Origin of the sequence: Dinghuibacter silviterrae, assembly GCF_004366355.1 — a bacterium.
Lineage (GTDB): Bacteria > Bacteroidota > Bacteroidia > Chitinophagales > Chitinophagaceae > Dinghuibacter > Dinghuibacter silviterrae.
In genome coordinates this window covers 2,139,386-2,162,299 of record NZ_SODV01000002.1, presented here as the reverse complement: position 1 = coordinate 2,162,299, position 22,914 = coordinate 2,139,386, and the positions used below count along the sequence as shown (strand labels likewise).

Annotated in this window: 11 protein-coding genes; 2 read left to right on the top strand and 9 right to left on the bottom strand. The window is 56.6% G+C overall.

Features of this window, described 5'->3' with window-relative positions; genetic code table 11:
- The 5 genes from EDB95_RS25980 to EDB95_RS25960 are packed head-to-tail and all read right to left on the bottom strand — an operon-like array spanning position 1 to position 7,892.
- Positions 1 to 2,385, bottom strand: a complete 2,385-nt coding sequence (locus tag EDB95_RS25980; protein WP_133999591.1) for an ABC transporter permease — start codon at positions 2,383 to 2,385, stop codon at positions 1 to 3.
- 9 nt (positions 2,386 to 2,394) lie between these two features.
- Entirely contained in the window at positions 2,395 to 4,851 is a 2,457-nt protein-coding gene (locus EDB95_RS25975; protein WP_211352221.1) for an ABC transporter permease, read from the bottom strand.
- 47 nt (positions 4,852 to 4,898) lie between these two features.
- The gene (locus EDB95_RS25970; protein ID WP_133999588.1) at positions 4,899 to 5,924 is read right to left on the bottom strand and encodes a DUF4097 family beta strand repeat-containing protein; all 1,026 of its coding nucleotides are present in this window, start codon (positions 5,922 to 5,924) and stop codon (positions 4,899 to 4,901) included.
- A 22-nt stretch (positions 5,925 to 5,946) separates the two neighbouring features.
- On the bottom strand, positions 5,947 to 6,624 hold the full coding sequence (locus EDB95_RS25965) for an ABC transporter ATP-binding protein (RefSeq protein ID WP_133999585.1): 678 nt from the start codon (positions 6,622 to 6,624) through the stop codon (positions 5,947 to 5,949).
- A gap of 11 nt (positions 6,625 to 6,635) precedes the next feature.
- On the bottom strand, positions 6,636 to 7,892 hold the full coding sequence (locus tag EDB95_RS25960) for an efflux RND transporter periplasmic adaptor subunit (protein ID WP_133999582.1): 1,257 nt from the start codon (positions 7,890 to 7,892) through the stop codon (positions 6,636 to 6,638).
- A gap of 201 nt (positions 7,893 to 8,093) precedes the next feature.
- Between EDB95_RS25960 and EDB95_RS25955 the strand changes: the two genes are divergently transcribed.
- Entirely contained in the window at positions 8,094 to 9,452 is a 1,359-nt protein-coding gene (locus tag EDB95_RS25955) for a sigma-54-dependent transcriptional regulator (RefSeq protein ID WP_133999579.1), read from the top strand.
- Entirely contained in the window at positions 9,442 to 10,782 is a 1,341-nt protein-coding gene (locus EDB95_RS25950; protein WP_133999577.1) for a sensor histidine kinase, read from the top strand. The genes EDB95_RS25955 and EDB95_RS25950 overlap by 11 nt, the downstream gene beginning before the upstream one ends.
- A 289-nt stretch (positions 10,783 to 11,071) precedes the next feature.
- On the opposite strand, the gene EDB95_RS27595 is transcribed toward EDB95_RS25950, so the two are convergent.
- The 4 genes from EDB95_RS27595 to EDB95_RS25935 form a co-directional block, all read right to left on the bottom strand.
- A complete protein-coding gene (locus tag EDB95_RS27595) occupies positions 11,072 to 11,533 on the bottom strand; it encodes a PDDEXK nuclease domain-containing protein (protein WP_211352220.1) in 462 nt (153 codons plus the stop codon).
- Between the two features lie 23 nt (positions 11,534 to 11,556).
- Positions 11,557 to 11,991 carry a DUF1016 N-terminal domain-containing protein gene (locus tag EDB95_RS27590; protein WP_211352218.1) on the bottom strand — a complete coding sequence of 145 codons (435 nt, stop codon included), beginning with the start codon at positions 11,989 to 11,991 and terminating at the stop codon, positions 11,557 to 11,559.
- A 212-nt stretch (positions 11,992 to 12,203) separates the two neighbouring features.
- Positions 12,204 to 12,959: a hypothetical protein gene (locus EDB95_RS25940; RefSeq protein ID WP_133999574.1), complete on the bottom strand. Its 756-nt coding sequence runs from the start codon at positions 12,957 to 12,959 to the stop codon at positions 12,204 to 12,206.
- 224 nt (positions 12,960 to 13,183) lie between these two features.
- On the bottom strand, positions 13,184 to 22,765 hold the full coding sequence (locus EDB95_RS25935) for a putative Ig domain-containing protein (protein WP_133999571.1): 9,582 nt from the start codon (positions 22,763 to 22,765) through the stop codon (positions 13,184 to 13,186).
- Between the last annotated feature and the right edge of the window lie 149 nt (positions 22,766 to 22,914).

The window sequence follows — 22,914 nt, the reverse complement described above, 5'->3', positions numbered from 1 at the left end:
TCATTCAGTTCTTAAGCTTTGAACAGGATTGGCCAGCGCCGCCCTTATCGCCTGGAAGCTGACCGTCAGCAAGGCGATCACCAGTGCGGTTAGGCCCGCCGCGGCAAAGACCCACCAGGCGATGCTGACCTTATAGGCAAAATCCTGGAGCCAGCGGTTCATGAGATACCAGGCGACGGGCGTGGCTACCACGAAGGCAACCCCTACCAACAACACGAATTCCTTCGACAGAAGCCCTACGATACCCCTGACCGAGGCGCCCAACACCTTGCGGATGCCGATCTCCTTGGTCCGTTGCAAGGTGCTGTAGCTCGCCAGGCCGAGCAGCCCCAGACAGGAGATGAAGATGGCCAGGATCGCAAAGTCCAGGAACAGTTTCCCAAACCGGTCCTCGGCCCGGTACTGGCGGTCGAAATATTCATCCAGAAAATAGTAGCTGAACGGGCGGTGCGGCATGTCTTTTTTCCACTCTTTTTCGATCGCGGCGATTGTCTCCGGGAGCTGAGGTCCCGAAGGCACTTCCGCGGTCACCAGGTAACACCCGTCGGGCTCGATCCGGATGCTCAGGGGTTTGATGACTTCCTGGAGGGAATGGAAGTGAAAGTCCTTGACGACCCCGATGATCATCCCGCTTCTCCCCCACTGGTCGAACTTGCGGCCGATGATGTCTTTCGGCGAACGGTACCCAAAATCCTTTACAGCCGCTTCGTTGACGATCATGGCCTGGGTGGTGTCCGACCCGAAATCCCTTGAAAAGGCCCGGCCGGCGATGATCTTCATCTGGTATTGAGGGATATAGTCAAAGTCGACGAAATAAAGGTCCAGGTTGGCGATTTGCATTTCTCCTTTTACGTTCTGGATTTGCGAATACGCCCCCGGGTTATCACCCCCCGGGACACTCCCCGCCATAGAGACCGAGCGCACATTCGGCAGGGTGGTCAGGGCATTGCGAAACGCCATCCGCGCGGGGTCTCCCTCGGTGTCGATGACGAGCTTCTGGGTTTTGTTAAAACCCAGGTCCGCGTTCCGCATATACATCATCTGCGAGTAAACGATGATCGTCCCGATGATCAGCCCGATGGAAATGGTAAATTGCACCACGACCAGTCCCCGTCTCAGAAAAACGCCGTGGGTCCCCGTAGAAAACCGGCCCTTTAGTGTTTCCACCGGTTTAAAGGAAGACAACACGAGTGCGGGATAGATCCCCGCCAGGATGCCGACGCCCAGGGCGACTGCCAGGAGGACAAGGATGTATTGCGGATGGGTAAAAATAGTATGACTGATGACCTTCCCGCTGAGGTTATTGAACGAAGGGAGCAACGCGGACGTCAACGCTAAAGCAAGAATAAAGGCGATCAGGCAAAGCACGACGCTTTCACCGATAAACTGCCGGGACAATTGGGTCTTTACCGCACCGACCACCTTCCGGATGCCCACCTCCCGCGCCCGCTCGGCCGCCCGGGCAGTCGTCAGGTTGACGAAATTGAAACAAGCGATGAGCAGGATAAACAACGCAACGATGGTAAAGGTGTAGACATTGGTGATGTGCCCCGTCTTGCTGTCGTCCCGGGTGGAATAGAGATAGACCCAGCGGAGCGGTTCCAGGAAAAGCGTGGGGAACATTTGGGACGACTTCATCTCCCCGCCGTCGTATTTGTCCAGGAAGGCGGGGAGCCGGTTTTGAAAGGACTTATAATTGATGCCCGGTTTGAGCAGAATAAAGGTCCTGTTCCCATAATTGCCCCAGGCCGAATCGAGTCTACGGGCCCGTGAGGTCCGTGTCGTCATGGATACGATCACATCCGCTTTGATCTGCGAGTTCTCCGGCATATCCTTCATCACCCCCGTGACCTGTGTGTTGAAATTGTCAGAGGTCATGATCAGGGTTTTCCCCATCGGGTTCTCCGAGCCAAAATATTTTTTGGCCGCGGACTCCGTCAACACCACGCTCATCGGCTCCCTCAGACAAGTGGCCGGGTCGCCATGGATCAGCTTAAAGTCGAACACCTTGAAGAAATCGGAGTCTGCCAAAAGAGAATGTTCTTCCTGGTATTTGACGTCCCCGCGCCGGAACAGGAAACTATTTTCATCCGTCCGGACGGCGGCTTCCACCTCATCCGGGAATTCTTTTTTGATAAAGGCCCCTACGGCCCAGGCGGGTCCGCCCGAATTGAGGGTTTCCGTAGGTGTCTTGATGTCCGCCACCACCCGGTAAATCCGGTCGGCCTTGGTATTGAAGCTGTCATAGCTCAGTTCGAACCGGACGTACAGAAAGATGAGGAAAAAGGCGGTCAACCCTACAGTAAGGCCGAGGATGTTGATCAGCGAGAAGGCCCTGTGACGCCACAGGTTCCGGAATGCTACGAGGAGATAGTTTTTGATCATGGGCGTATACTATTCTGATCTTAGACTTTTTACGGGACTGGTGGTGGCCGCCCGGACGGCCTGGGTACTGATGGTCACGAGCGCGATGACGATGGCCGCCAGCGCCGTCAGCGCAAAAACCGTCCAGTCGATCGTCGTTTTGTAGGCGAAGTCCTGAAGCCAGCGCCGCATGGCCAGCCAGGCGAGCGGTGACGCCACCGCGATAGACAGGATCACCAGCTTCATGAAGTCGCCCGACAACATCACCACAATCCCCGCCGGGCTTGCCCCCAGGACTTTCCGGATGCCGATTTCCTTCGTCCTTTGCTCGGCGCTGAAGGCGGCCAGGCCCAGCAGGCCCAAACAGGAAATGCCGATGGCAATAGCGGTAAAGTAGGCCACGATGTCAGCCAGCCGCGTATCGGCGTCATAGTTCTTTTGAAATTGCTGGTCCAGGAAAGTATATTCGAAGGGTTCCCCCGGGTTGAGCCGCTTCCATGTCTGTTGTATGGAAGCGATCACCGGCGCCGGGTCACCGGGGGACATATGCACGATCAGGTAATTGAAGTTGTTGAACACGCTGTTCACCATCACACCATACGCGTCTATGAGGACGTGCAGGTCCGCAAAATGGAAGTCCTTTACCACGCCTACGATTCTGTAGGCTTGTGTATGGCCCTGGAAAGAACTGTATACCTTATGTCCCACCGCATTCGCTAGCGTATAGCCCATCTCCTTCACTGCCCGCTGGTTGATCACGATCCCGTCCACGCTGTCCGTAGGGAATCGGTTGGAAAAAAGCCGCCCGGCGACTGGCTGCACACCGAGCGTTTGCAGGAAATCGAAGTCGGTATAGTTCAGTTTCACGTCGTAGGCGTCGTTGACCGTTTTGCCCTCGGCGTACAGGACCTGGTCATTCGGGTTGTCGATCCCGGGATAGGCGGAACTCCCGGACGTAGAGAGGATACGCGGGTCGGCGGCCAGCATCGTCTTGAACGTCGTAAACAATTTTTGGGCGTCGGTACTCCGCAAGGGAACCACTAATTGCCGGTCCTTGGCAAACCCCAGGTCGGCCTCCCGTACAAAGCGCATTTGGCGGTTGATCACCACGGAGGCCACGATGAGCATGACCGAGATGATAAACTGGAAAACCACCAGCCCTTTTCGCAGCGAGGCGGCGGCCAGCGTGCCCGATGACCGCCCTTTCATGATCCGCACCGGCTGGAAGGAAGACAGGTAGAAAGCGGGATAGCTGCCGGAGATCAGCCCCGTGATCAGCGCCAGGATGAAAAATGCCCCGCCCAGGGCCCAAAGCCGGGGGGCGTCGATATGGATGTCCTTCCCCGCCAGGTACCCGAACCCGGGGAAGGCTGCATACGTCAGGAGCAGGGCGAACCCAAAGGCAATAAGTGCCATCAACAACGCCTCCCCTAAGAACTGGTACACCAGGGCGCTGCGGTGCGCGCCCAGTGCCTTGCGTACCCCCACCTCCGAGGACCGCTTCGCGGACCGGGCTGTGGCCAGGTTCATAAAGTTGACACAGGCGATCAGGAGGGTGAATACGGCAATGCACCCTAAAATATACAGGGACGGGGCGCTGCCCCCCTGCGTAATGTCATATCCGTCTTCGGTGTGCGCATACAGGTGGATATCCCGTACGGGCAACAGGAATTGCTTTTTGGTAAATCCGGCTTCCTTCAGGTCCTTCCCCTCATACGTATCCACAAAGGCCGGGAACTGCCGTTCGATGGCGCCTGCGTCGGCCCCGGGTTTTAACAATATGTAGGTATAGAACTGGTTGTTGTTCGCGAGGTTCGTGGTCCTTTTGAGAAAAGCCCCGTAATAGCCCCCATACATGGACAGGAAAAAACGCATATCGATGTGCGACGGCTGGCCGGCCGGGCGGAAGACGCCCGTTACGGCATAGTCGTGGTCCCCGTTGGTATTGCTGCTGATGTGGATGGTTTTCCCAAGGGCGGGGGCGCTCCCGAACATTTTCTGCGCGATCTCTTCCGAAATGACCATCCCGTAAGGGTCATCCATCGCGGTATTCGGGTTCCCCTCTATAAAGTTGTAGGTGAATAACTGGAAGAAATTGGAATCGGCCAGCCCACCCTTCTCTTCAAACAGGGATTGAAGATCGCCGCTCGCGGTGCGGTACTGTAACAACGTCTTGTCTTCGAACAAGGGCTTCAGCCGGGCAGTGGCCTCCACCTGGGAGAACACGGTCTTCATCAGCGGTGCCAGCGGCGAGGGTGAAGAACCCTGCCGGTGCTCGACGCCTTCCGTGATAAAGGTAGTCCCTACCTGGTAGAGGCGGTCAATATTTTTATGATAACGGTCGTAGCCGGTCTCGTGTAAGATGTACAGCGTGATCAGCATGCAGCAGGCGAGGCCCACCGACAACCCAAAGACGTTGATGAAGGAAAACGCCTTGCTCTTCATGAGGTTGCGCCAGGCAACCTTCAGGTAGTTTACTACAAGCATACCAAATAGTATTACTGAGGTAGCGCTCCCTCAAAATGTGATGACTGTTATTTTGCGGTCAGCAACACGTGGCCGCTGTTCGCATCCAGGTGGACGGGTATCCCACCGCCGTTTACTGTGCCGCTGATATGATCTTTCGATATCGATCCGTTGATGCCGCCGAGTCCTTCAGCCTCTACCCGGTTGCCGTCCAGGTCCAGGTTCAGGCCCTTGCCGGAGGGGATGCTCAGGGAAATGCTACCCGCCGAGGTGCTCAGCTTGACGTATTTCCCGAGGCCCGTCATGGTGACGTGTACCCCACCCCCGCTCGTGGAACCGTCCAGCGTGCAGGCGAGGTTGTCCAGGTCGATCGAACCGCCGGAGGTACTGGTCTTCAGGTCGCCGGTGATATTGTGTCCATGGACGCCGCCGCCGCTGGTACCGGCTTCGATGGTACCGGACAGGTTTGTGAGCTCCAGGCCGCCACCGGAGGTTTCCAGGTAGATGCTTCCGTCCAGGTGGTCGGCGTGGATACCGCCTCCGCTGGTGGTCAGGCGTATACTATTCGAACAATGGTCGACATGGATGCCGCCCCCGGAGGTAGATCCGTCGATCTTGCCGGTGATATCACTGACTTCCAGGCCGCCCCCCGAAGTGTTGAACATCTGCGCCCCTCCCTTCAGGTGGCTGATCTTGATCCCGCCCCCGCTGGTGTTGAGGTGGGTGGACGCACTGGTGGGTGCGTAGACATGGAAGCCGATGTTCAGGTGGTCGCTGTTCCAGCGATCATGTTCTTTTTGCTTGCAGGTAGCCGTCAGCTTGCCGTTCTCCAGCGTGATCTTGACGATATAATATTTGTCCAGTCTTTCGGCTATTGCTGCATTGGACAATTCCCGGCCGTTGTTGCCACGGATATACACCTCCACCCTGGACTGGGAGGGGTCCGTGCCCACCATCTGGATACCGCCGCCGGAGGTTTCCACCTCCACCTCCGAAATCGCCGAGCCCGCAAAGGACTTGGTCAGATAAGGTTTGTCTTGGGCGCTGAGGGTGGCGCTGACCAGTAGGCCGAGGGCCAGGATGATTGTCTTCATGGCTATACTTTTTGTCCTTTTATTATACAAGAATGTTTTCCGTCACCGTCTGGCCGTCCAGCATCCGGATGATCCGGTGGCTGTACCGGGCATCATGTTCGCTGTGCGTCACCATCACGATGGTCGTGCCTTGTTCGTTGAGCTCTGTGAGGAGCTGCATGACCTCGTTCCCGTTGGAAGAGTCCAGGTTACCCGTCGGTTCGTCCGCCAGGATCAGCTTGGGGTGGTTGACCACCGCGCGGGCCACGGCCACGCGCTGTTGCTGACCACCGGAGAGCTGCTGGGGGAAGTGGTTCCGCCGGTGCATGATCTGCACCTTGGTCAGCACTTCTTCGACCCTTTTTTTCCGTTCGGCGGCCTTGACACCGGTATAGATCAACGGCAGCTCTACGTTTTCAAAAACCGTCAGCTCGTCGATCAGGTTAAAGCTCTGGAACACGAAGCCGATGTTGTGCTTGCGGAGGTCGGCGCGTCTGCGTTCGTTATAGTGCGCGACTTCGATCCCGTTGAACACGAAGCTCCCGCCATCGGGGTCGTCGAGCATACCCAGGATATTGAGTAAAGTGGATTTACCGCAGCCCGAAGGCCCCATCACCGCCACAAACTCCCCTTCCTTTACTTCCATTGTCAGTTTGTTGAGCGCTACCGTTTCCACTTCTTCGGTGCGGTACATCTTCTCAAGCCCTGTGATTTTGATCATAGTTGTTTTATTTACCGGTTAATAACGAGTTCTTGTATGTGTTCGTAATTGTCATAGCTGCTGGTGACCACCTTGTCGCCGGGTTTGACACCGGAGACCACCTCATAGTAGTCGGGGCTTTGGCGGTTCAGCTGGATGTCCTGGCGGTAAGCGGTTTTGCCGTCGGAGCTTAGCTTGAAGATCCAGTTTCCTCCCGTCTGCTGGTAAAACCCGCCTTTGGGGATCAGGATGGCCTGGCTCGTATCGCTCAGGTTCAGGTGGATCTGGAGCGTTTGCCCCCTGCGGATCCCCTTGGGGATATGGCCCAGGAAATACATATCCACCTGGAACGTCCCCCCGGTTTTGACCGCGGTAAACACCTTGCGGATTTCCAGGTTATACGTAGAATCGGCGAATTCGAAAAAGCCCCTCAGCCCGTTAAACACCTGCGATATATAGTGCTCGTCTACGTCCACCCGTACCTTATAGCTTGTCAGGACGTCGATTTGCCCGAGCTGGTCGCCCTTATTTTTGTTCATGCCGAGGTCCGCATCCAGGGAAGTCAGCTGTCCGTCGACCGGGGCGCGGACCACCAGGTCGGCGACCTTTTGCCGCATCATCTGCAGGGTGCCCTGCATCTTCTGATAGTATTGTTCTGCCTGCAGGAACTGTTCTTTATTCGAAATGGAGTCCTGAATCAGGATTTGTTCCGCCAGCTCTTTTTTCTTCAAATTATAGTGATAGGTATTCTCTGCCGTTGTCATTTCCTGGGACCCGATGGCGTGCTGGGCAAACAGCTTTTTGTCCACCGTGTACGCGCGCAGGGCCTCGTTATAGGCGTTAGTGACGTCCGCCAGCTCGTTCTTTTTGGCCACCGTATTGACGTCCGCCTGGGTCTTTTGGATGTTCATCTGGGTAAGGGTGTTGAACACCTGGGTTTCCTGGTTGGCCAGGTTCAACTCCACGTCCGGGTTGCTCAACCGGAGGATGGGATCGCCCTTTTTCATCATGGATCCGTCATCCACATACCGTTCTTCTACCTTGCCCCCATCCTCGGCAGGGATATAGATGGTTTCGATCGGCATCACCACGCCGTTGACGGGGATAAACATCTGGAACGGTCCCTTGGTCACTTCGCTGATCGTAATCCGCTCCGCGTCCACGTTCAATTTGGTTTTACCGCTCGCCATAAGGAAGCTGCCCACGATCAATGCGACGAGGGCCGTTATCCCCAGGATGGTGAGGATGCGCTTCGAATTCCATTTCTTTTTTTTGATGACTCTGTCCATGCCGTGAAGGTATAACAAACGGGTGCCAGAATCTTAAAACACTACAAATCAATACGTTGCGGTTTATCCCCCCAAAGGGGTGTACGGAAACGATACACTTTTCGTACGCTCCCGATACAGCCCCCCTATATCGGTAGGGCATTATTATTCATTCCCAATGCTTTAGCTTTATGGTATGCTTGTAGAAGCTGCGCAAATACTATGAAGTTAAAAAAGGCAAACATCCTGGCGATCGACGACGACCAAGACGTACTCACCGCGGTACGCCTCCTGCTCAAACCCGAAGTGAAGGAAATGGTGACGGAGAAAAATCCGGAAAATATTCCTTCGATCCTGTCCAAGTTTTCCCCCGACCTCATCTTGCTGGACATGAACTTCAACGCGTCCATCAACACGGGCAACGAGGGCATTTTCTGGCTGAAGCGCATCAAGGAGATCAAACCGGAGGTCGCCGTCATTATGATCACTGCTTATGGTGACATAGACCTCGCCGTCCGGTCCCTGAAAGAAGGCGCCTCCGACTTCGTCGTTAAACCCTGGCACAACGAAAAACTGGTTGATACCATAGAAGACGCCCTGGGAGGGACCTCCAAGGATAAAACCGCCTCCGGCCGTTCGGAGAGCATGATCATCGGAACCGAGCTCCTCGGCGTGTCCGATGCCATGCAGGATATTTTCTTTAAGATCGAAAAGATCGCCCCCACCGATGCCAACATCCTCATCCTCGGTGAAAACGGAACCGGCAAGGACCTCGTGGCCAGGGCCATCCACGAACGTTCCCTCCGCGCCGCCAAACCCTTTGTAAAGGTCGACGTGGGCGCGCTCACCGAAACCCTTTTCGAAAGCGAACTGTTTGGTCACAAAAAGGGCGCCTATACCGACGCCAAGGAAGACCGGGTGGGCCGCTTCGAGTCCGCCGACGGCGGGACCCTTTTCCTTGATGAAATCGGCAACATCAGCCTTTCCCAGCAGGCCAAGCTCCTCACCGTCCTTCAAAACCGCATGGTGACCCGGCTCGGTTCCAATACCCCCGTGCCCATCAACATCCGGTTGTTGTGCGCTACCAACCTTCCTTTTGCGGAGCTCGCCAACGAGCACCGTTTCCGGAAGGACCTCATCTACCGGATCAATACCGTCGAAATCACCATTCCTCCCCTGCGCAAACGGGCGCCCGACATCCTCATGCTCGCCCGGCACTTTGCAAAGGTGTATGCCGAAAAATATTTGAAGCCCGCCATCGAATTCGACGAAGAAGCGCTGTTGAAACTCCAGCGGTACCACTTCCCCGGCAATGTCCGCGAACTCCAATACACCATCGAGCGCGCGATCATCATGAGCGACCGGACCGTCTTGAATGCCCGGGACCTTATTTTTTCCCCCATCGAATCCGTGCCCATCGAAGAAGCCGAGGAAAAGACGGTATTGAACCTGAGCTCCATCGAAAAGACCACCATCCTGCAGGTCATTGAAAAACACAACGGCAACATCACCAAGGCGGCCAAAGAACTGGGCCTGACCCGCACCGCCTTATATAGGAGACTGAGTAAATATGATATTTAGAAGATATGAATGGAGCATCCTGCTCCGCGTGGGTTTCCTTTTCGGCACCCTCATCCTGCTCTCGTTTGTCATCCTCAAAGGCCAGTCCGTCTACGAGGTCATCCTCTCCATCGCCGTCCTTTGGCAACTCGGCGGTTTTTACCGCTTCAACAAAAAGATACAAACCGAGGTCGAGCAATTCGTCGAGGCCGTCCAATACCGCGACTTTTCCCGCCACTTCGACGTCCGTCACGCCCCCGCCGAGCTCCAGCCCCTCCGCAAAGGCTTTAACGAGCTCAACCACGCCTTCAAGGTCATCAGCAACGAAAAAGAAACCCAATACCAATACCTGCAAAAGATCCTGGAGCTCGTCAACACCGGTATCCTTTCCTACGAGATCTCTTCGGGTGAGGTCGTCTGGATGAACGAGGCCCTCCGCAATTTGTTGCAGGTCCCTTATTTAAAGACGATCCACGCGTTGTCCAAACGCGACTGGAGCCTCTACCACGAGATCATGTCCCTCCCCCTCGGCGAAAACGTCATTGCGACCGCCCACACCGGTCTCCAAACCTATAAGTTACTGCTCAGCGCCACCGCCTTCCAGACCGAAGGCCGCAAATACAAACTCATCGCCTTCCAAAACGTCAACGAAGCCCTCGACGAAACCGAGTCCAAGGCCTGGCAAAAGCTCCTCAGCGTCATGACCCACGAGATCATGAACTCCGTGGCGCCCATCTCTTCCCTCGCCGACACCCTCGGTACGCGTCTTCAGCGCATTGTCCCCTCGCTACCCAAAGACACCCCCATGGAAGACCTCGCCGTCGGCATCGAAACCATCAAAAAACGCAGCGAAGGGTTGTTGAAGTTTGCCGAGACCTACCGGAATTTAAACAAGATCACCACCCTCAACATCAAAAAGGTCTACGTCCGCGACGTCTTTGAAAACCTCCACCACCTCATGGCGCCCAACCTCGACCAAAAACAAATCGAGCTCGACGTCATCCTCAAAGACCCCAGCCTCATCCTCGAAGCCGACACCAGCCTCGTCGAACAGGTCCTCATCAACCTCATCGTCAACGCCGTCGAGGCGGTCCGCGACCAGGAACAACCCAAGATTACCCTCAGCGGGTTGCAAAATGTTTCCAAGAAAACGTTGCTAAAGGTCACCGATAACGGGGCCGGGATGCCGGAGGAGGTGATGGATAAGATCTTTATTCCCTTCTTTTCTACCAAGCGGAATGGGTCGGGGATCGGGCTCTCCCTGGCGAAGCAGATTATGATGTTGCATAAGGGGAATATACAGGTGCAATCTATTGTTGGGGAGGGGACGACGTTTACGTTGCAGTTTTAAGCTTTTTCGCCTGCGTGCTTATTTGACCACATTAGTCCCACAAGTTGTGGGACAATTAGTGCAACGAGTCTTCGCACAATTGGCGGCCACTGGCCATAGACGATATTCAATTCATTATCAATTGGTTAAAAAAGTCTCACAACTTGTGAGACAAATTGTGCCACAGGTTGTGGCACAATCGTGGTCGTAAATAGCATTCCATTCATTATCAATTATTTGAGAAATTCCGCCCCGGGTCATAATTAGTGCAACGAGCCGTTGCACAATTGTGGCTATAAATAGCCTCGATTTATGTCAATTGTTCTTCTAAGTCTTCCTTTGACGGGAGGGAATATTTTATGGAGTCCGGCAAGGAAGCCATGATTTGATATTCTGTTACGCCCATAGGCCCTGTGATATTTTGCAAGGCATATTCCACTGTTACCTTATTGGGTGTTTTGCACAAAAGGATTCCAATGCTCGGCTGATCCCCATCCTGCCTCAATTGGGCGTTTACCACATTTAGATAGAAATTAAGTTTACCGACATACTCTGGTTTAAAAGGAGTGGTCTTGATCTCAAGTACACAATAACAACGCAAGCGGGTGTGGTAAAAAAGCATGTCCATGTAAAAGTCTTCATCGTCCACTTCAAGATGATACTGACTTCCCATAAACGCAAAACCTTGACCAAGTTCGAGCATGAATTTCTGAAGATGGGCCAAAAGCCCCTTTTCCACATCCCGTTCCGAGGGATCGCTGCCCAAAGACAAAAAGTCAAAATTGTAAGAACTCTTCAATGTGTCCCTCGCCAGATCGGCCTGTGGCAACGTGTACCGCGAACGTAAAATGTTGCTTCCTCAATACTGGAAGTCTTTGTCAGGATATCGATGTTGTGGCCCCAGGGAATTTGTGCAACAAGCTGCTGCACTATTGGGTCAGCCTCCTTATATAATGAATACCAACGCTTTATATAAAATAGATTCCTTTTGGAAAAGCCCTTATTCCCAGGAAAGGCAGAGGACAGGTCTTTTGATAATTGGTCGATCAGCCCATCACCCCATTTTGCCAAGGCTTTTTTTCCCAAAATATCTTTTCCTAACTCCCAATACAAATTGAGCAACTCCTTGCTCACACTGATGACCGCCCTTATCTGCGCCCCCCGGATCCTGTCCTTCATTTCGACGAGCCACTTCTTGTACTGCTTGTCCCCGGCAATTTCTGAGTTCATGGCATGGTGATTTGACAACTAAGGTAAGAGCGCCTTACTGTCCTTTTATTCCAGGCTGTGAACAAAAACTTATTATTAGCAATACTTACAATATTAGTGCAATAAAGATCCCCGGTAAAACAGGAGCCTTCCCGTATTTACAGGGATAAAAAAAGGCCCCGGGTTGGCCCGGAGCGCATTCCTTACTTTTTCTTATCCTTTTGTTACTATAGCTAATTGTTTGCTGGAGCGTCCATCCGGTGACCGCCGTCGAAACGGCCGTGGCCGGCGCCAAAAGTCTTGAGCTTCGCCTGTTGATCGGGCGTCAGGATGGCCGCCATGGCATCTTTTTGCTTGGAAAATAATTCCTGCATCTGCTCCCTCTTTTGCTCCGGCAACAGGTCGTCGTTCTCACGGATGCCGCGAATCTGGGTGCGGAAAGCCTCATCCTGGGTCTTGATCTTTGCTTCCTGGTCGTCGGTGAGCTGGAGACGGATCTTCATACGCTCCAGGCGGGCGGCGGCCATGACCTGGGCGTTTTCGGAGGCCCGGCTTTTCCAGCGGTCGATTTGTTGCTGTTGCTCGGGGGTGATCAGTGCTTTGAGTTTGGCTTTTTTCTCCTTTTGGAGGGCAACGAGCTGGCTCTTGTAGGCGCCGAGGGTCAGGTTGTCCTGTTTGTAGAGGTCGTCCTGTTTGCGGCGGTATTCGGTGTTGATGGCCATGACCTGTTTGCGTTGTTCGGGGGTATAATGCACGGGGGGCATGCCCATGTGGGCGAATCCTTCACCGCCGGGGTGCATTCCGCGATGGGCGAACCCTTCGCCTCCCCAGCGCTGGCCGGGTCCCTGAGCGCCATTCGGGCCCTGACTCCAGGCCCGGTGCATATTATGAGGATGCGTGGTATCAGAAGTTTGTACCCCGGTGTCTTGGGCCTTGGCGAGCAGGCCGCCGGCAATAAATAAGAGAGAGAATATTCCTGTCTTTATCATGACTGAACAATTTTGGAATATAGATGCCCTTTTTGCGGCTTTTGTTTAAACAGTGCGGCTGGTTTTCACCTGTTAAAACGGGCGATTGGCCGAAAAGCTGCGCTTTGGGGGCTGCGGGCGCCGCCGCTGGCCACCGCCTGCCCGCGGCGCCCGTTTTTGGCGCCCCCAAAAGGGAGGGGCCCCCTCCCGGGAGCCCCTCATATTACACACACGATGAAGACGTTTTAGAACACCAGGATCTTGAATACCGGGTACACCAGCTCGTTGTTGCGGATACACACCACCCGCACCAGGTAGTATCCCGGGCTGAGGTTGGAGATATCAACCGGGATATCGTTGCTGTTGTTGGTCACATCGGTTTCCCCACGCACGACCGCACCATTGATCGAGAACATGATGTATTTCGTGATGAGGTAGTCGGAGCTGAAGCGGATGTGCAGCGTTCCGTGTGCCGGATTGGGGAATATCCCGATGTGCGACTGGAACCCGGCCCCGCTGTATATGGTAATCGTATAGCTGACGGGTGTAGCCGCGTTGTAGTCGTTGTCCCCGTCCTGTGTGGCGGTGACGGTGACCGTACCCGAACCGGTAAATTCCAGTTTGTTCCCTATAATGGTCGCCAGCGTGGGATCCGAGATCGTATAGGTCACGGGTAATCCGGAGCTGGCCGTGGCCGCCAGCGTAACGGACGTACCGGTTGTTGCCGTGGCAGACAGGACCGGGAAAGTGATGGTCTGGTCGGCCTTGTTGATCTGCAGGCTTTGATCCACTTCAGGTGCCGGTGCATACTGACCGTCCCCGGCCTGGGTGGCCGCAATCGTCACCTGGCCTGCCGCTACGATATGGACGACCCAATTGCCGGTAGCATCCTGGGTAACCGTGGCGATCGAATTGTCCCTGGAGACAAACGTCACCGGCAGCCCGGAGTTGGCCGTGGCCGAAATCGTAAAGTCGGGATCACCGTACGTCTTCACGGGAAGTGTATTAAAGGTGATCAGGTTTGACAGTGACTGGAGCACCGTCAACACGGCGTCCTGATATGTGAGGGTATAGTTGTGCGCTACGCCACCGCTCAGGGTGATCGGGTACTGACCCGGAGGCGAGGTCTGAACCGCCGTTGTGCTGATCGTCGGTACAGAGGTCAGGACGGAGGCATTATCCCCGTTTACAAACCCGCTGTACGTATACGTCAGGGTGGGATTCGGCGTATTGTAATACCGGGTCTCGGGCGCGGCCGTTACCAACAACGTGGCCGGGTTGACCGTCATCGTACCGTTGACATAAGTGATGCTATAGTTGGGATCCACAGCCCCGCTTACGGTGATCGGGTATTGGCCTACCCCGGTGGCTGGCGTAACCGCGGTGGAGGCGGTCGGCTGGATGGTAAGGCTGCTGCTGTTGTCCCCGTTGATAAAGCCGCTATAGGTGACCGTGAGGGCGGGTACCGTTCCGCCGTACGTCATGCTTTGATCGTTGGCGGTGATGGTCAGAAGGGCTTTGCCTACCGTTATGGAGTAGGTATTGGAACCCTTGTAAGGTCCTGCACCCGTGGAAGCGTCGGTGGCCGTAACCGTGAAGGAATAACTCCCGACAGCCGTAGGTGTGCCGGACAAGACCCCGTCAGTGCCGAGGCTGATGCCGGGCGGCAGGCTACCGCTGGTGACTGCATACGTATAGGAAGACGTGCCACCGGTGGCCGTGATGGTAGCGCCTGCATAAGCTTGTCCATAAGCGCCGGCCGGCAAGGTGCTCGGGCTTAGAACGATCGCCGCGGGGGCGTTTACGATCAACGTGTACGTGGTAGACCCTTTATAGGGGCCCGCACCCGTGGAGGCGTCCGTAGCCGTTACTGTAAAGGTGAAGCTGCCGCCCGCCGTGGGGGTACCGGACAGCGCGCCGTCGGTGGCCAGGCTTAGGCCCGCCGGGAGGCTGCCGCCGGTTACCGCATACGTGTAGGGGCTGGTACCGCCGGTCGCACTTAGCGTCTGGCTGTAGTTGACAGCGATCGTCGCTGCAGGCAGTGTAGCCGGGGCTATCGTGATCGCCGATGCATTGATCGTCAAGGTGTAGGACTGAGATCCGTGATAGGGGCCGCTGCCCGTGGAGGCGTCGGTGGCGACAATCGTGACGTTGAATGTGCCACCCGCTGTTGGCGTGCCGGACAGCGTGCCGTCTGATGCCAAGGTGAGCCCCGCGGGCAGACCACTTGCTGTATACGTATAGGGCGCCGTACCGCCGCTTGCGGTGAGGGTTTGGCTATACGCGATGCCGACAGCACCGGCAGGCAGGGTGGACGGGCTGATCGCGATCGTCGCGGCGTTTACCGTCAGGGTGTACGTCTGCGTTCCTTTGTAGGGGCCACTACCCGTGGAGGCGTCGGTGGCCGTGATCGTAATGTTGAAGCTGCCGCCCTCTGTAGGCGTGCCGGACAGCGTGCCGCCTGATGTTAATGACAGGCCGGCGGGCAGACCGGTTGCGGCATAGGTATAGGGCGACGTACCGCCGGTCGCGCTGATCGTCTGACTATAGGAGGCTCCTACGGTGGCCGCCGGCAGTGTTGCCGGTGCTACCGCGATCGTCGCAGCGTTCACCGTCAGCGTATACGTCTGCGTTCCTTGATAAGGACCGCTGCCAGTAGAAGCGTCTGTAGCGGTGATAGTGACTGTGAAGCTGCCGCCGGCTGTCGGGGTGCCGGTCAGCACTCCACCGGATGTCAATGTTAGACCCGCGGGAAGACCGCTTGCGACATAAGTATAGGCGCTTGTGCCACCGGTTGCGGTGATCGTTTGATTATAAGACACACCGACGGTAGCTGCTGGCAAGGTTACCGGGGCGACGGATATGGTCGCTGCGTTCACCGTCAGCGCGTACGTCTGTGTTCCCTGATAAGGACCGCTGCCCGTGGAGGCGTCTGTAGCGGTGATAGTGACTGTGAAGCTGCCGCCGGCTGTCGGGGTGCCCGACAGTACGCCGCCGGATGTCAGTGTCAGACCCGCGGGAAGACCGCTTGCGACATAAGTATAGGTGCTCGTACCACCGGTTGCGGTGATCGTTTGATTATAAGAAACACCGACGGTAGCTGCGGGCAAGGTTGCCGGGGCGACGATTATGGTCGCTGCGTTGACCGTTAGCGTGTAGGTCTGCGTTCCCTGATAAGGACCGCTGCCCGTGGAAGCATCCGTAGCGGTGATAGTGACTGTGAAGCTGCCGCCCGCTGTTGGCGTGCCGGACAGTACCCCGCCGGATGTCAATGTCAGACCCGCGGGAAGACCGCTTGCGACATAAGTATAGGTGCTCGTACCACCGGTTGCGGTGATCGTTTGATTATAAGAAACACCGACGGTAGCTGCGGGCAAGGTTGCCGGGGCGACGGTTATGGTCGCTGCGTTGACCGTCAGCGTGTAGGTCTGTGTTCCTTGATAGGGACCGCTGCCCGTGGAAGCGTCAGTAGCGGTGATAGTGACTGTGAAGCTGCCGCCCGCTGTTGGCGTGCCGGACAGTACGCCGCCGGACGTCAATGTCAGACCAGTTGGGAGACCGCTTGCGACATAAGTATAGGTGCTCGTACCACCGGTTGCGGTGATCGTTTGATTATAAGAAACACCGACGGTAGCTGCGGGCAAGGTTGCCGGGGCGACGATTATGGTCGCTGCGTTGACCGTTAGCGTGTAGGTCTGTGTTCCTTGATAGGGACCGCTGCCTGTAGAAGCGTCCGTAGCGGTGATAGTGACTGTGAAGCTGCCGCCCGCTGTTGGCGTGCCGGACAGTACGCCGCCGGACGTCAGTGTCAGACCCGCAGGCAAGCCACTTGCGACATACGTGTAGGGCGAGGTGCCGCCAGTGGCGCTGATTACTTGATTATAAGATACACCGACGGTAGCTGCTGGCAAGGTTGCCGGGGCGACGATTATGGTCGCTGCGTTGACCGTTAGCGTGTAGGTCTGCGTTCCCTGATAAGGACCGCTGCCCGTGGAAGCGTCCGTAGCGGTGATAGTGACTGTGAAGCTGCCGCCCGCGGTCGGTGTGCCAGACAGCACGCCGCCGGACGTCAGTGTCAGACCCGCAGGCAAGCCACTGGCTACATACGTGTAGGGCGAGGTGCCGCCAGTGGCGCTGATTACTTGATTATAAGATACACCGACGGTAGCTGCTGGCAAGGTTGCCGGGGCAACGGTTATGGTCGCTGCGTTGACCGTCAGCGTGTAGGTCTGTGTTCCCTGATAAGGACCACTGCCCGTGGAAGCGTCCGTAGCGGTGATAGTGACAGTGAAGCTGCCGCCCGTTGTTGGCGTGCCGGACAGCACGCCACCGGACGTCAGTGTCAGACCCGCAGGCAAGCCACTTGCTACATACGTGTAGGGCGAGGTGCCGCCAGTGGCGCTGATTACTTGATTATAAGATACACCGACCGTCGCCGCAGGGAGGGTTGCTGGTGCAACCACAACGCTTGCCGCGTTCACAGTGAGCGTGTACGTCTGAGTGCCCTGATAAGGCCCGCTGCCTGTAGAGGCATCTGTAGCCGTGATAGTGACTGTGAAGCTGCCGCCAGTTGTTGGTGTACCGGACAGCACGCCGCCGGACGTCAATGTCAGACCAGCAGGAAGGCCACTTGCCACATAAGTATAGGACGATGTACCACCAGAAGCAGTGATGGTTTGATTATAAGATACACCTACAGTCGCCGCGGGCAAAGTTGCCGGGGCAATCACGATCGTCGCCGGGTTCACCGTCAGCGTGTACGTCTGAGTGCCCTGATAGGGCCCGCTGCCTGTAGAGGCATCTGTAGCCGTGACGGTGACCGTAAAGCTGCCACCGGCTGTCGGCGTGCCGGACAGCGTCCCGTCAGATGCCAATGTCAGACCCGCGGGCAAACCAGTTGCTACATAAGTATAGGGGGATATACCGCCGGTTGCGCTGATCGATTGATTATAAGATACGCCTACGGTAGCAGCAGGGAGTGTGGCAGGAGCAACCACAACGCTTGCCGCGTTTACAGTGAGCGTGTATGTCTGTGTTCCCTGATAAGGACCACTGCCTGTGGAGGCATCCGTGGCCGTGACGGTGACCGTAAAGCTGCCACCGGCTGTTGGCGTGCCGGACAGTACGCCGCCGGACGTCAGTGTCAGACCCGCAGGCAAGCCACTTGCTACATACGTGTAGGGCGAGGTGCCGCCGGTTGCGCTGATCGATTGACTGTAAGATACGCCTACGGTAGCAGCAGGGAGTGTGGCAGGAGCAACCACAACGCTTGCCGCGTTCACAGTGAGCGTGTACGTCTGCGTTCCCTGATAAGGACCACTGCCCGTGGAGGCATCCGTGGCCGTGACGGTGACTGTGAAGCTACCACCCGCCGTCGGCGTACCCGACAGCGTGCCGTCGGACGCCAGCGTCAGACCCGCAGGAAGACCAGTTGCCACATAAGTATAGGGCGATGTGCCACCGGTGGCACTGATGGACTGGCTGTAAGCCACCCCTACAGTTGCCGCAGGCAGGGAAGAAGGCGAAACAACAACCGTCGCCGCGTTCACCGTCAGCGTGTACGTCTGAGAACCCTGATAAGGCCCACTGCCCGTAGAGGCATCCGTAGCCGTGACGGTGACCGTGAAGCTGCCGCCCGCTGTCGGTGTGCCGGACAACGTCCCGTCGGATGCCAATGTCAGGCCCGCAGGAAGACCAGTTGCCACATAAGTATAGGGCGACGTCCCACCGGTGGCGGAAATAGATTGACTGTAAGAAACACCAACGGTCGCCGCAGGCAGGGTTGCCGGAGCCACCACAACACTTGCCGCGTTCACCGTCAGCGTATACGTCTGAGTGCCCTGATAAGGACCGCTGCCCGTGGAAGCATCCGTCGCCGTAACGGTAACCGTAAAGCTGCCGCCGGCAGTCGGCGTACCGGACAGCGTGCCGTCTGATGCCAACGTCAGACCCGCAGGAAGACCAGTAGCCACATAAGTATAGGGCGAGGTGCCGCCGGTAGCACTAATGGACTGGCTATAAGACACTCCAACAGTTGCCGCAGGCAAAGAAGAAGGCGAAACAACGATCGTCGCGGCGTTCACCGTCAGCGTGTACGCCTGGGATCCCGTAAACGAACCCGCGTCGGTAGCGGTAATGGTAAAGTTGAAGGTGCCGCCGGCAGTGGGCGTACCCGACAGGGTACCACCGGAGAGGCTCAGCCCCGCAGGCAAAGCCCCGCTGGTAACGGCGTAGGTATAGGTGCCACTTCCACCGGTAGCCGAAACAGCTTGATTGTAGGAAGCCCCGACGGTAGCCGCCGGAAGCGTCGCCGGCGCCACCGTAATGGTGGGCGCGCTCACCGCAATCGCCAGGGTGGATGCGGCGCTGACCACACCGCAATTGCTGGTAGCGGTCACGCTAAGGGTGCCGCTGGTGGCGGTGGCGCTAAAGTCGAGGGTGACGGCGTTGCCCGTGCCGTTGATCGTAACACCGGTGCCGCTGTAGCTCCAGGTGTAGGTGACACCGGTCACACTGGACACGGAATAGGCGACGCCGGTTTGTTCGTTATTGACGGCGGAAGCACCGGTGATGGCCGAGGGCGCAGCCGGTGTGGGATTGACGGTCACCGCCTCGGAAGCACTGTCGACGCAGCCGTACCCATTGGTCACCGTATACAGGATGTTGGTGGTGCCTGCTGCTTGCCCGGTTACGATACCGGTGACGGGGTCAACGGTGGCGATGCCGGTATTGTCCGAACTCCACGTACCACCTGTGGGGCCGCTGCTGAGCGCAGTGGTCGCAGAAGCGCATATCGTAGAGGGACCGCTGACAGCCGTTACGGCCGGCTGCGGGTTTACGACGACGTTGATGGTCGTCTGCGCCGTGAGGGAACCGTTGGACACTTGTATCGTAAAGGCGTCCGTACCGGAGAAACCGGAGGTCGGCGTGTATGTAAATCCAGAGGGTGTAACATTGCCACCGTTTGAAGAAACAGTGCCGGGAAAGCCGCCAAGGGTGCCATTGGCAGGGCCGCTGATAACGGTGTAGGTCAGGGTTTGACCGTTCGCCAGGTCGGTGGTCGCCAGTAAAGCGTTGATGGTATTGGCCGTGGTATTCTCGCAGAAAGAAGCGTTCTGGCTGGTGCCGGAAGCAAAAACAAGACCCTGGGCCACCGTCACAGTCTTGGTGGCGGCACTGCTGTTCAGCGTCCCGTCGTTAACGACAAAGGAGATGACCCGGTTTCCGATGACAGGCGTCGAAGAAGTGTTGGCAAAAGTAATGGCTTCTAACGCAGCCGTCCATTGCGCAATCGTCGCGCTTGCGGAGGTGGAGGTCAGGGTGAGCGTTCCCGTGGTGTTGTCCCAGGTCGACGTGATGTTGCCAAACGAGCCCGTGTTGTTGAAGCTAAGCTGATCCCCTGCGCTGAAACTACCGATGGTCACTGTAGCCGATGCCAGCGTGGTATGGTCGGAGCTGCTTGCGCTCACCGCATTGTCTACGACGACCGGTGTTGAACCGGAACCAACAGCATAGAAGGTCGTGGCGCCGCCGGAAGTCGTTACGACCGGGGCAACGTCTGCCGCCGTCGTAAAGTTGAGGATCAAACCCGTAGCAAAACCCTGGCTGTTCTGGCCGATCGCCTGGTAATAATATTTGGTGCTGGGAAGAAGCCCTGTCAGGACCGCTGAGTCCGTGGTATTCCCCGAACCGGCGGCGATGGAATTGAGTACCCCGTTCACGGTGGTCGCGCCGACAAGACCCGGGTCGGTCGAGTACCGGAAGGTCACCGCGGTCGTGGCGCCGCTGTCGTCGACAGCACCATAGATCGTCGCTCCGGTTGGGGTAATCTGGTCGGCCGAACCTGTCGTAACAATGGGGGGCTCCGGGGCACTGACATTGATCCCCGTCATGACCGGTGGCGTTATGGGTGCGTTACTGAGGGAAAGACCCACGGGGTCCCCGAACTGATCGACGATAGTGCCGCCGTTCAGGATAATGTTGGGGCCGAGGCTCATCCCGCCGGAAGTGAAATCGCCGGGCTGTACGGTATAGAAGAAATAGGCGATGGCGTCGGTCGGATTCACGTGATCAAAGACCGCCTTTTCCGTCTTGTTGCCCAGGATCACATTGAAATAGGGCACCCCGCCGCTGGTATTGGCTACCAGGGGGGCTTGGGTGATATAGGTCCAATGGAGCGAAAAGATCAACACCTGGCCAACCGTATATGTCTGGCTTGGCGGCACGTCGATGCTATAAATGACCGGCGCGGTCGTAAAGCTGTTGATGGTCCCGTTGGTCGTCCCCGCCGCGTTCGTGGCAGACAACTGATAGTAATACTGCGTGCTGTAGGAGAGGCCGCTGAGGCTTGCGCTGACGGGGGTATTGCCCGTTCCGGCCGCTATGCTGGACGGGGTGACCGTTACCGTGCTGGCACCGGTCAGGGTGGCGCTGGTGCCGTAGAGCATGGTCACCGTCGTAGCGGCGCCGCTGTCGTCGACCGCACCGGAAAGGTTCGCGCTGGAAGTCGTCACGCCGGTCGCCGCGTTCGTGGTGACGTTGGGCGCGCCGGGTGCATTGACAATGACGCCGCTCATGGAAGGAACGGCGATGAGGGACCCGCTGATGGAAAGACCTGCCGGGTTACCGAACCCGTCCAGAACAGACGCCCCGTTTTTAACAATGGAGGGCCCAAGAGTGATTCCGGCAGGGGCAAGGTCACCCGCCTGAACCGTGTACGTGAAATACAAGGTCGGATTGGCTGGGTCTGCGTGATCGAAAACCGCCTTTCTCGTTTTATTGCCGATCTGGAGGGTAATATACGGTGTGCCCCCGGTAACGGTCAGGGGTAACTGGGAAACACCTGAGATATAGGTATATCCTATGGAAAAAACAAATATGGAACCAACCCCATACGTACCATTGGCGGGAACGGACACATTATATACGACCGGCGCCGTGATAAAGTTCTGCGTCGTACCGTACGACGTACCCATTACATTGGAGGCGACCGTACGATAGTAATATTGCGTACTATAGGTAAGGCCCGTCTCCGTCGCCGAAACGCTGGCACTACCGGACGTGGTCGACGGACTGGCCGTGGTGGTCGTGAAAAACGGGCTGTTGAAAGTGGACGTCTTGTCAAACTGAAACGAAATGGTGGTGCTCTCCCCATTGGCCGTAACGGTACCGTTCAGGGTCCCCTTGGCGGTATCGACTGCGGTAGCACTGGTCGTCGTAGCGGTTGGCGGCTGGACAAACGCACCGGATGTGGTAAAACCGGTGCTGGTCAGCGTCATGGTATAGGGCCCCGGCAACGTCGTCGTTGTCGGCGTCGGCGGGTTCAAAACGAGTTCGTAGCTATTTGATTCATCAAAAAACTGATCTGTAGGAGGGGCGGAGATAAGCGCCATGTCGTACCCATAACTGCCGCCCGTCTGAATGGACATCACGGAACCTTCGACCCAGTTGATCGATCCTCCCGTCGTATTGTCGTTCAAGGCTCCACCCGAATAGACATCGATGCTTACCCGGTTCTGCCAGGAGAACACACCCGTTCCCGGGGGATCGCTGGGATCGTTGAGCAGGGTCAGCGTGCCATATACATAGATATAGCTGGGGTTATTGAAATAATCGACATTCTGTGTGGAATTGTACGTCCCGGTAAGGCTCACCGAAATCCCGGCCGGAATGATGACCGTGTCACTGGAAGTAGGCACCGCATTCTGCACCCACGTGCTGGCAGAAGACCAGCTCCCGCTGGCCTTGGCGGTGTAGGTACCGGCTTTTAGGGTAAAAGAACACAGACACAGGATCAACCCGGTGAGATAGGGTAAAAATCGTTTCATGCAGACATTTTGTAGTTCAGATGTAAGCGTGCTTTCAACTGGTAAAAATAAATGCAATGATTGATCGTCAGGGGTATAAACTAGTCAACAACTGGTTAAAGGATGTCAACGTCGCATTTTGGGTGGTGAACGCGGGGTAGGTTGGGCAA

Bases quoted from the DNA above. Each gene is read 5' to 3' on its own strand.
- EDB95_RS25970 (WP_133999588.1), bottom strand. From the start codon at position 5,924: ATGAAGACAATCATCCTGGCCCTCGGCCTACTGGTCAGCGCCACCCTC.
- EDB95_RS25935 (WP_133999571.1), bottom strand. From the start codon at position 22,765: ATGAAACGATTTTTACCCTATCTCACCGGGTTGATCCTGTGTCTGTGT.
- EDB95_RS25975 (WP_211352221.1), bottom strand. From the start codon at position 4,851: ATGCTTGTAGTAAACTACCTGAAGGTTGCCTGGCGCAACCTCATGAAG.
- EDB95_RS25960 (WP_133999582.1), bottom strand. From the start codon at position 7,892: ATGGACAGAGTCATCAAAAAAAAGAAATGGAATTCGAAGCGCATCCTC.
- EDB95_RS25940 (WP_133999574.1), bottom strand. From the start codon at position 12,959: ATGATAAAGACAGGAATATTCTCTCTCTTATTTATTGCCGGCGGCCTG.
- EDB95_RS25950 (WP_133999577.1), top strand. From the start codon at position 9,442: ATGATATTTAGAAGATATGAATGGAGCATCCTGCTCCGCGTGGGTTTC.
- EDB95_RS25980 (WP_133999591.1), bottom strand. From the start codon at position 2,385: ATGATCAAAAACTATCTCCTCGTAGCATTCCGGAACCTGTGGCGTCAC.
- EDB95_RS25955 (WP_133999579.1), top strand. From the start codon at position 8,094: ATGAAGTTAAAAAAGGCAAACATCCTGGCGATCGACGACGACCAAGAC.
- EDB95_RS27590 (WP_211352218.1), bottom strand. From the start codon at position 11,991: ATGAACTCAGAAATTGCCGGGGACAAGCAGTACAAGAAGTGGCTCGTC.
- EDB95_RS25965 (WP_133999585.1), bottom strand. From the start codon at position 6,624: ATGATCAAAATCACAGGGCTTGAGAAGATGTACCGCACCGAAGAAGTG.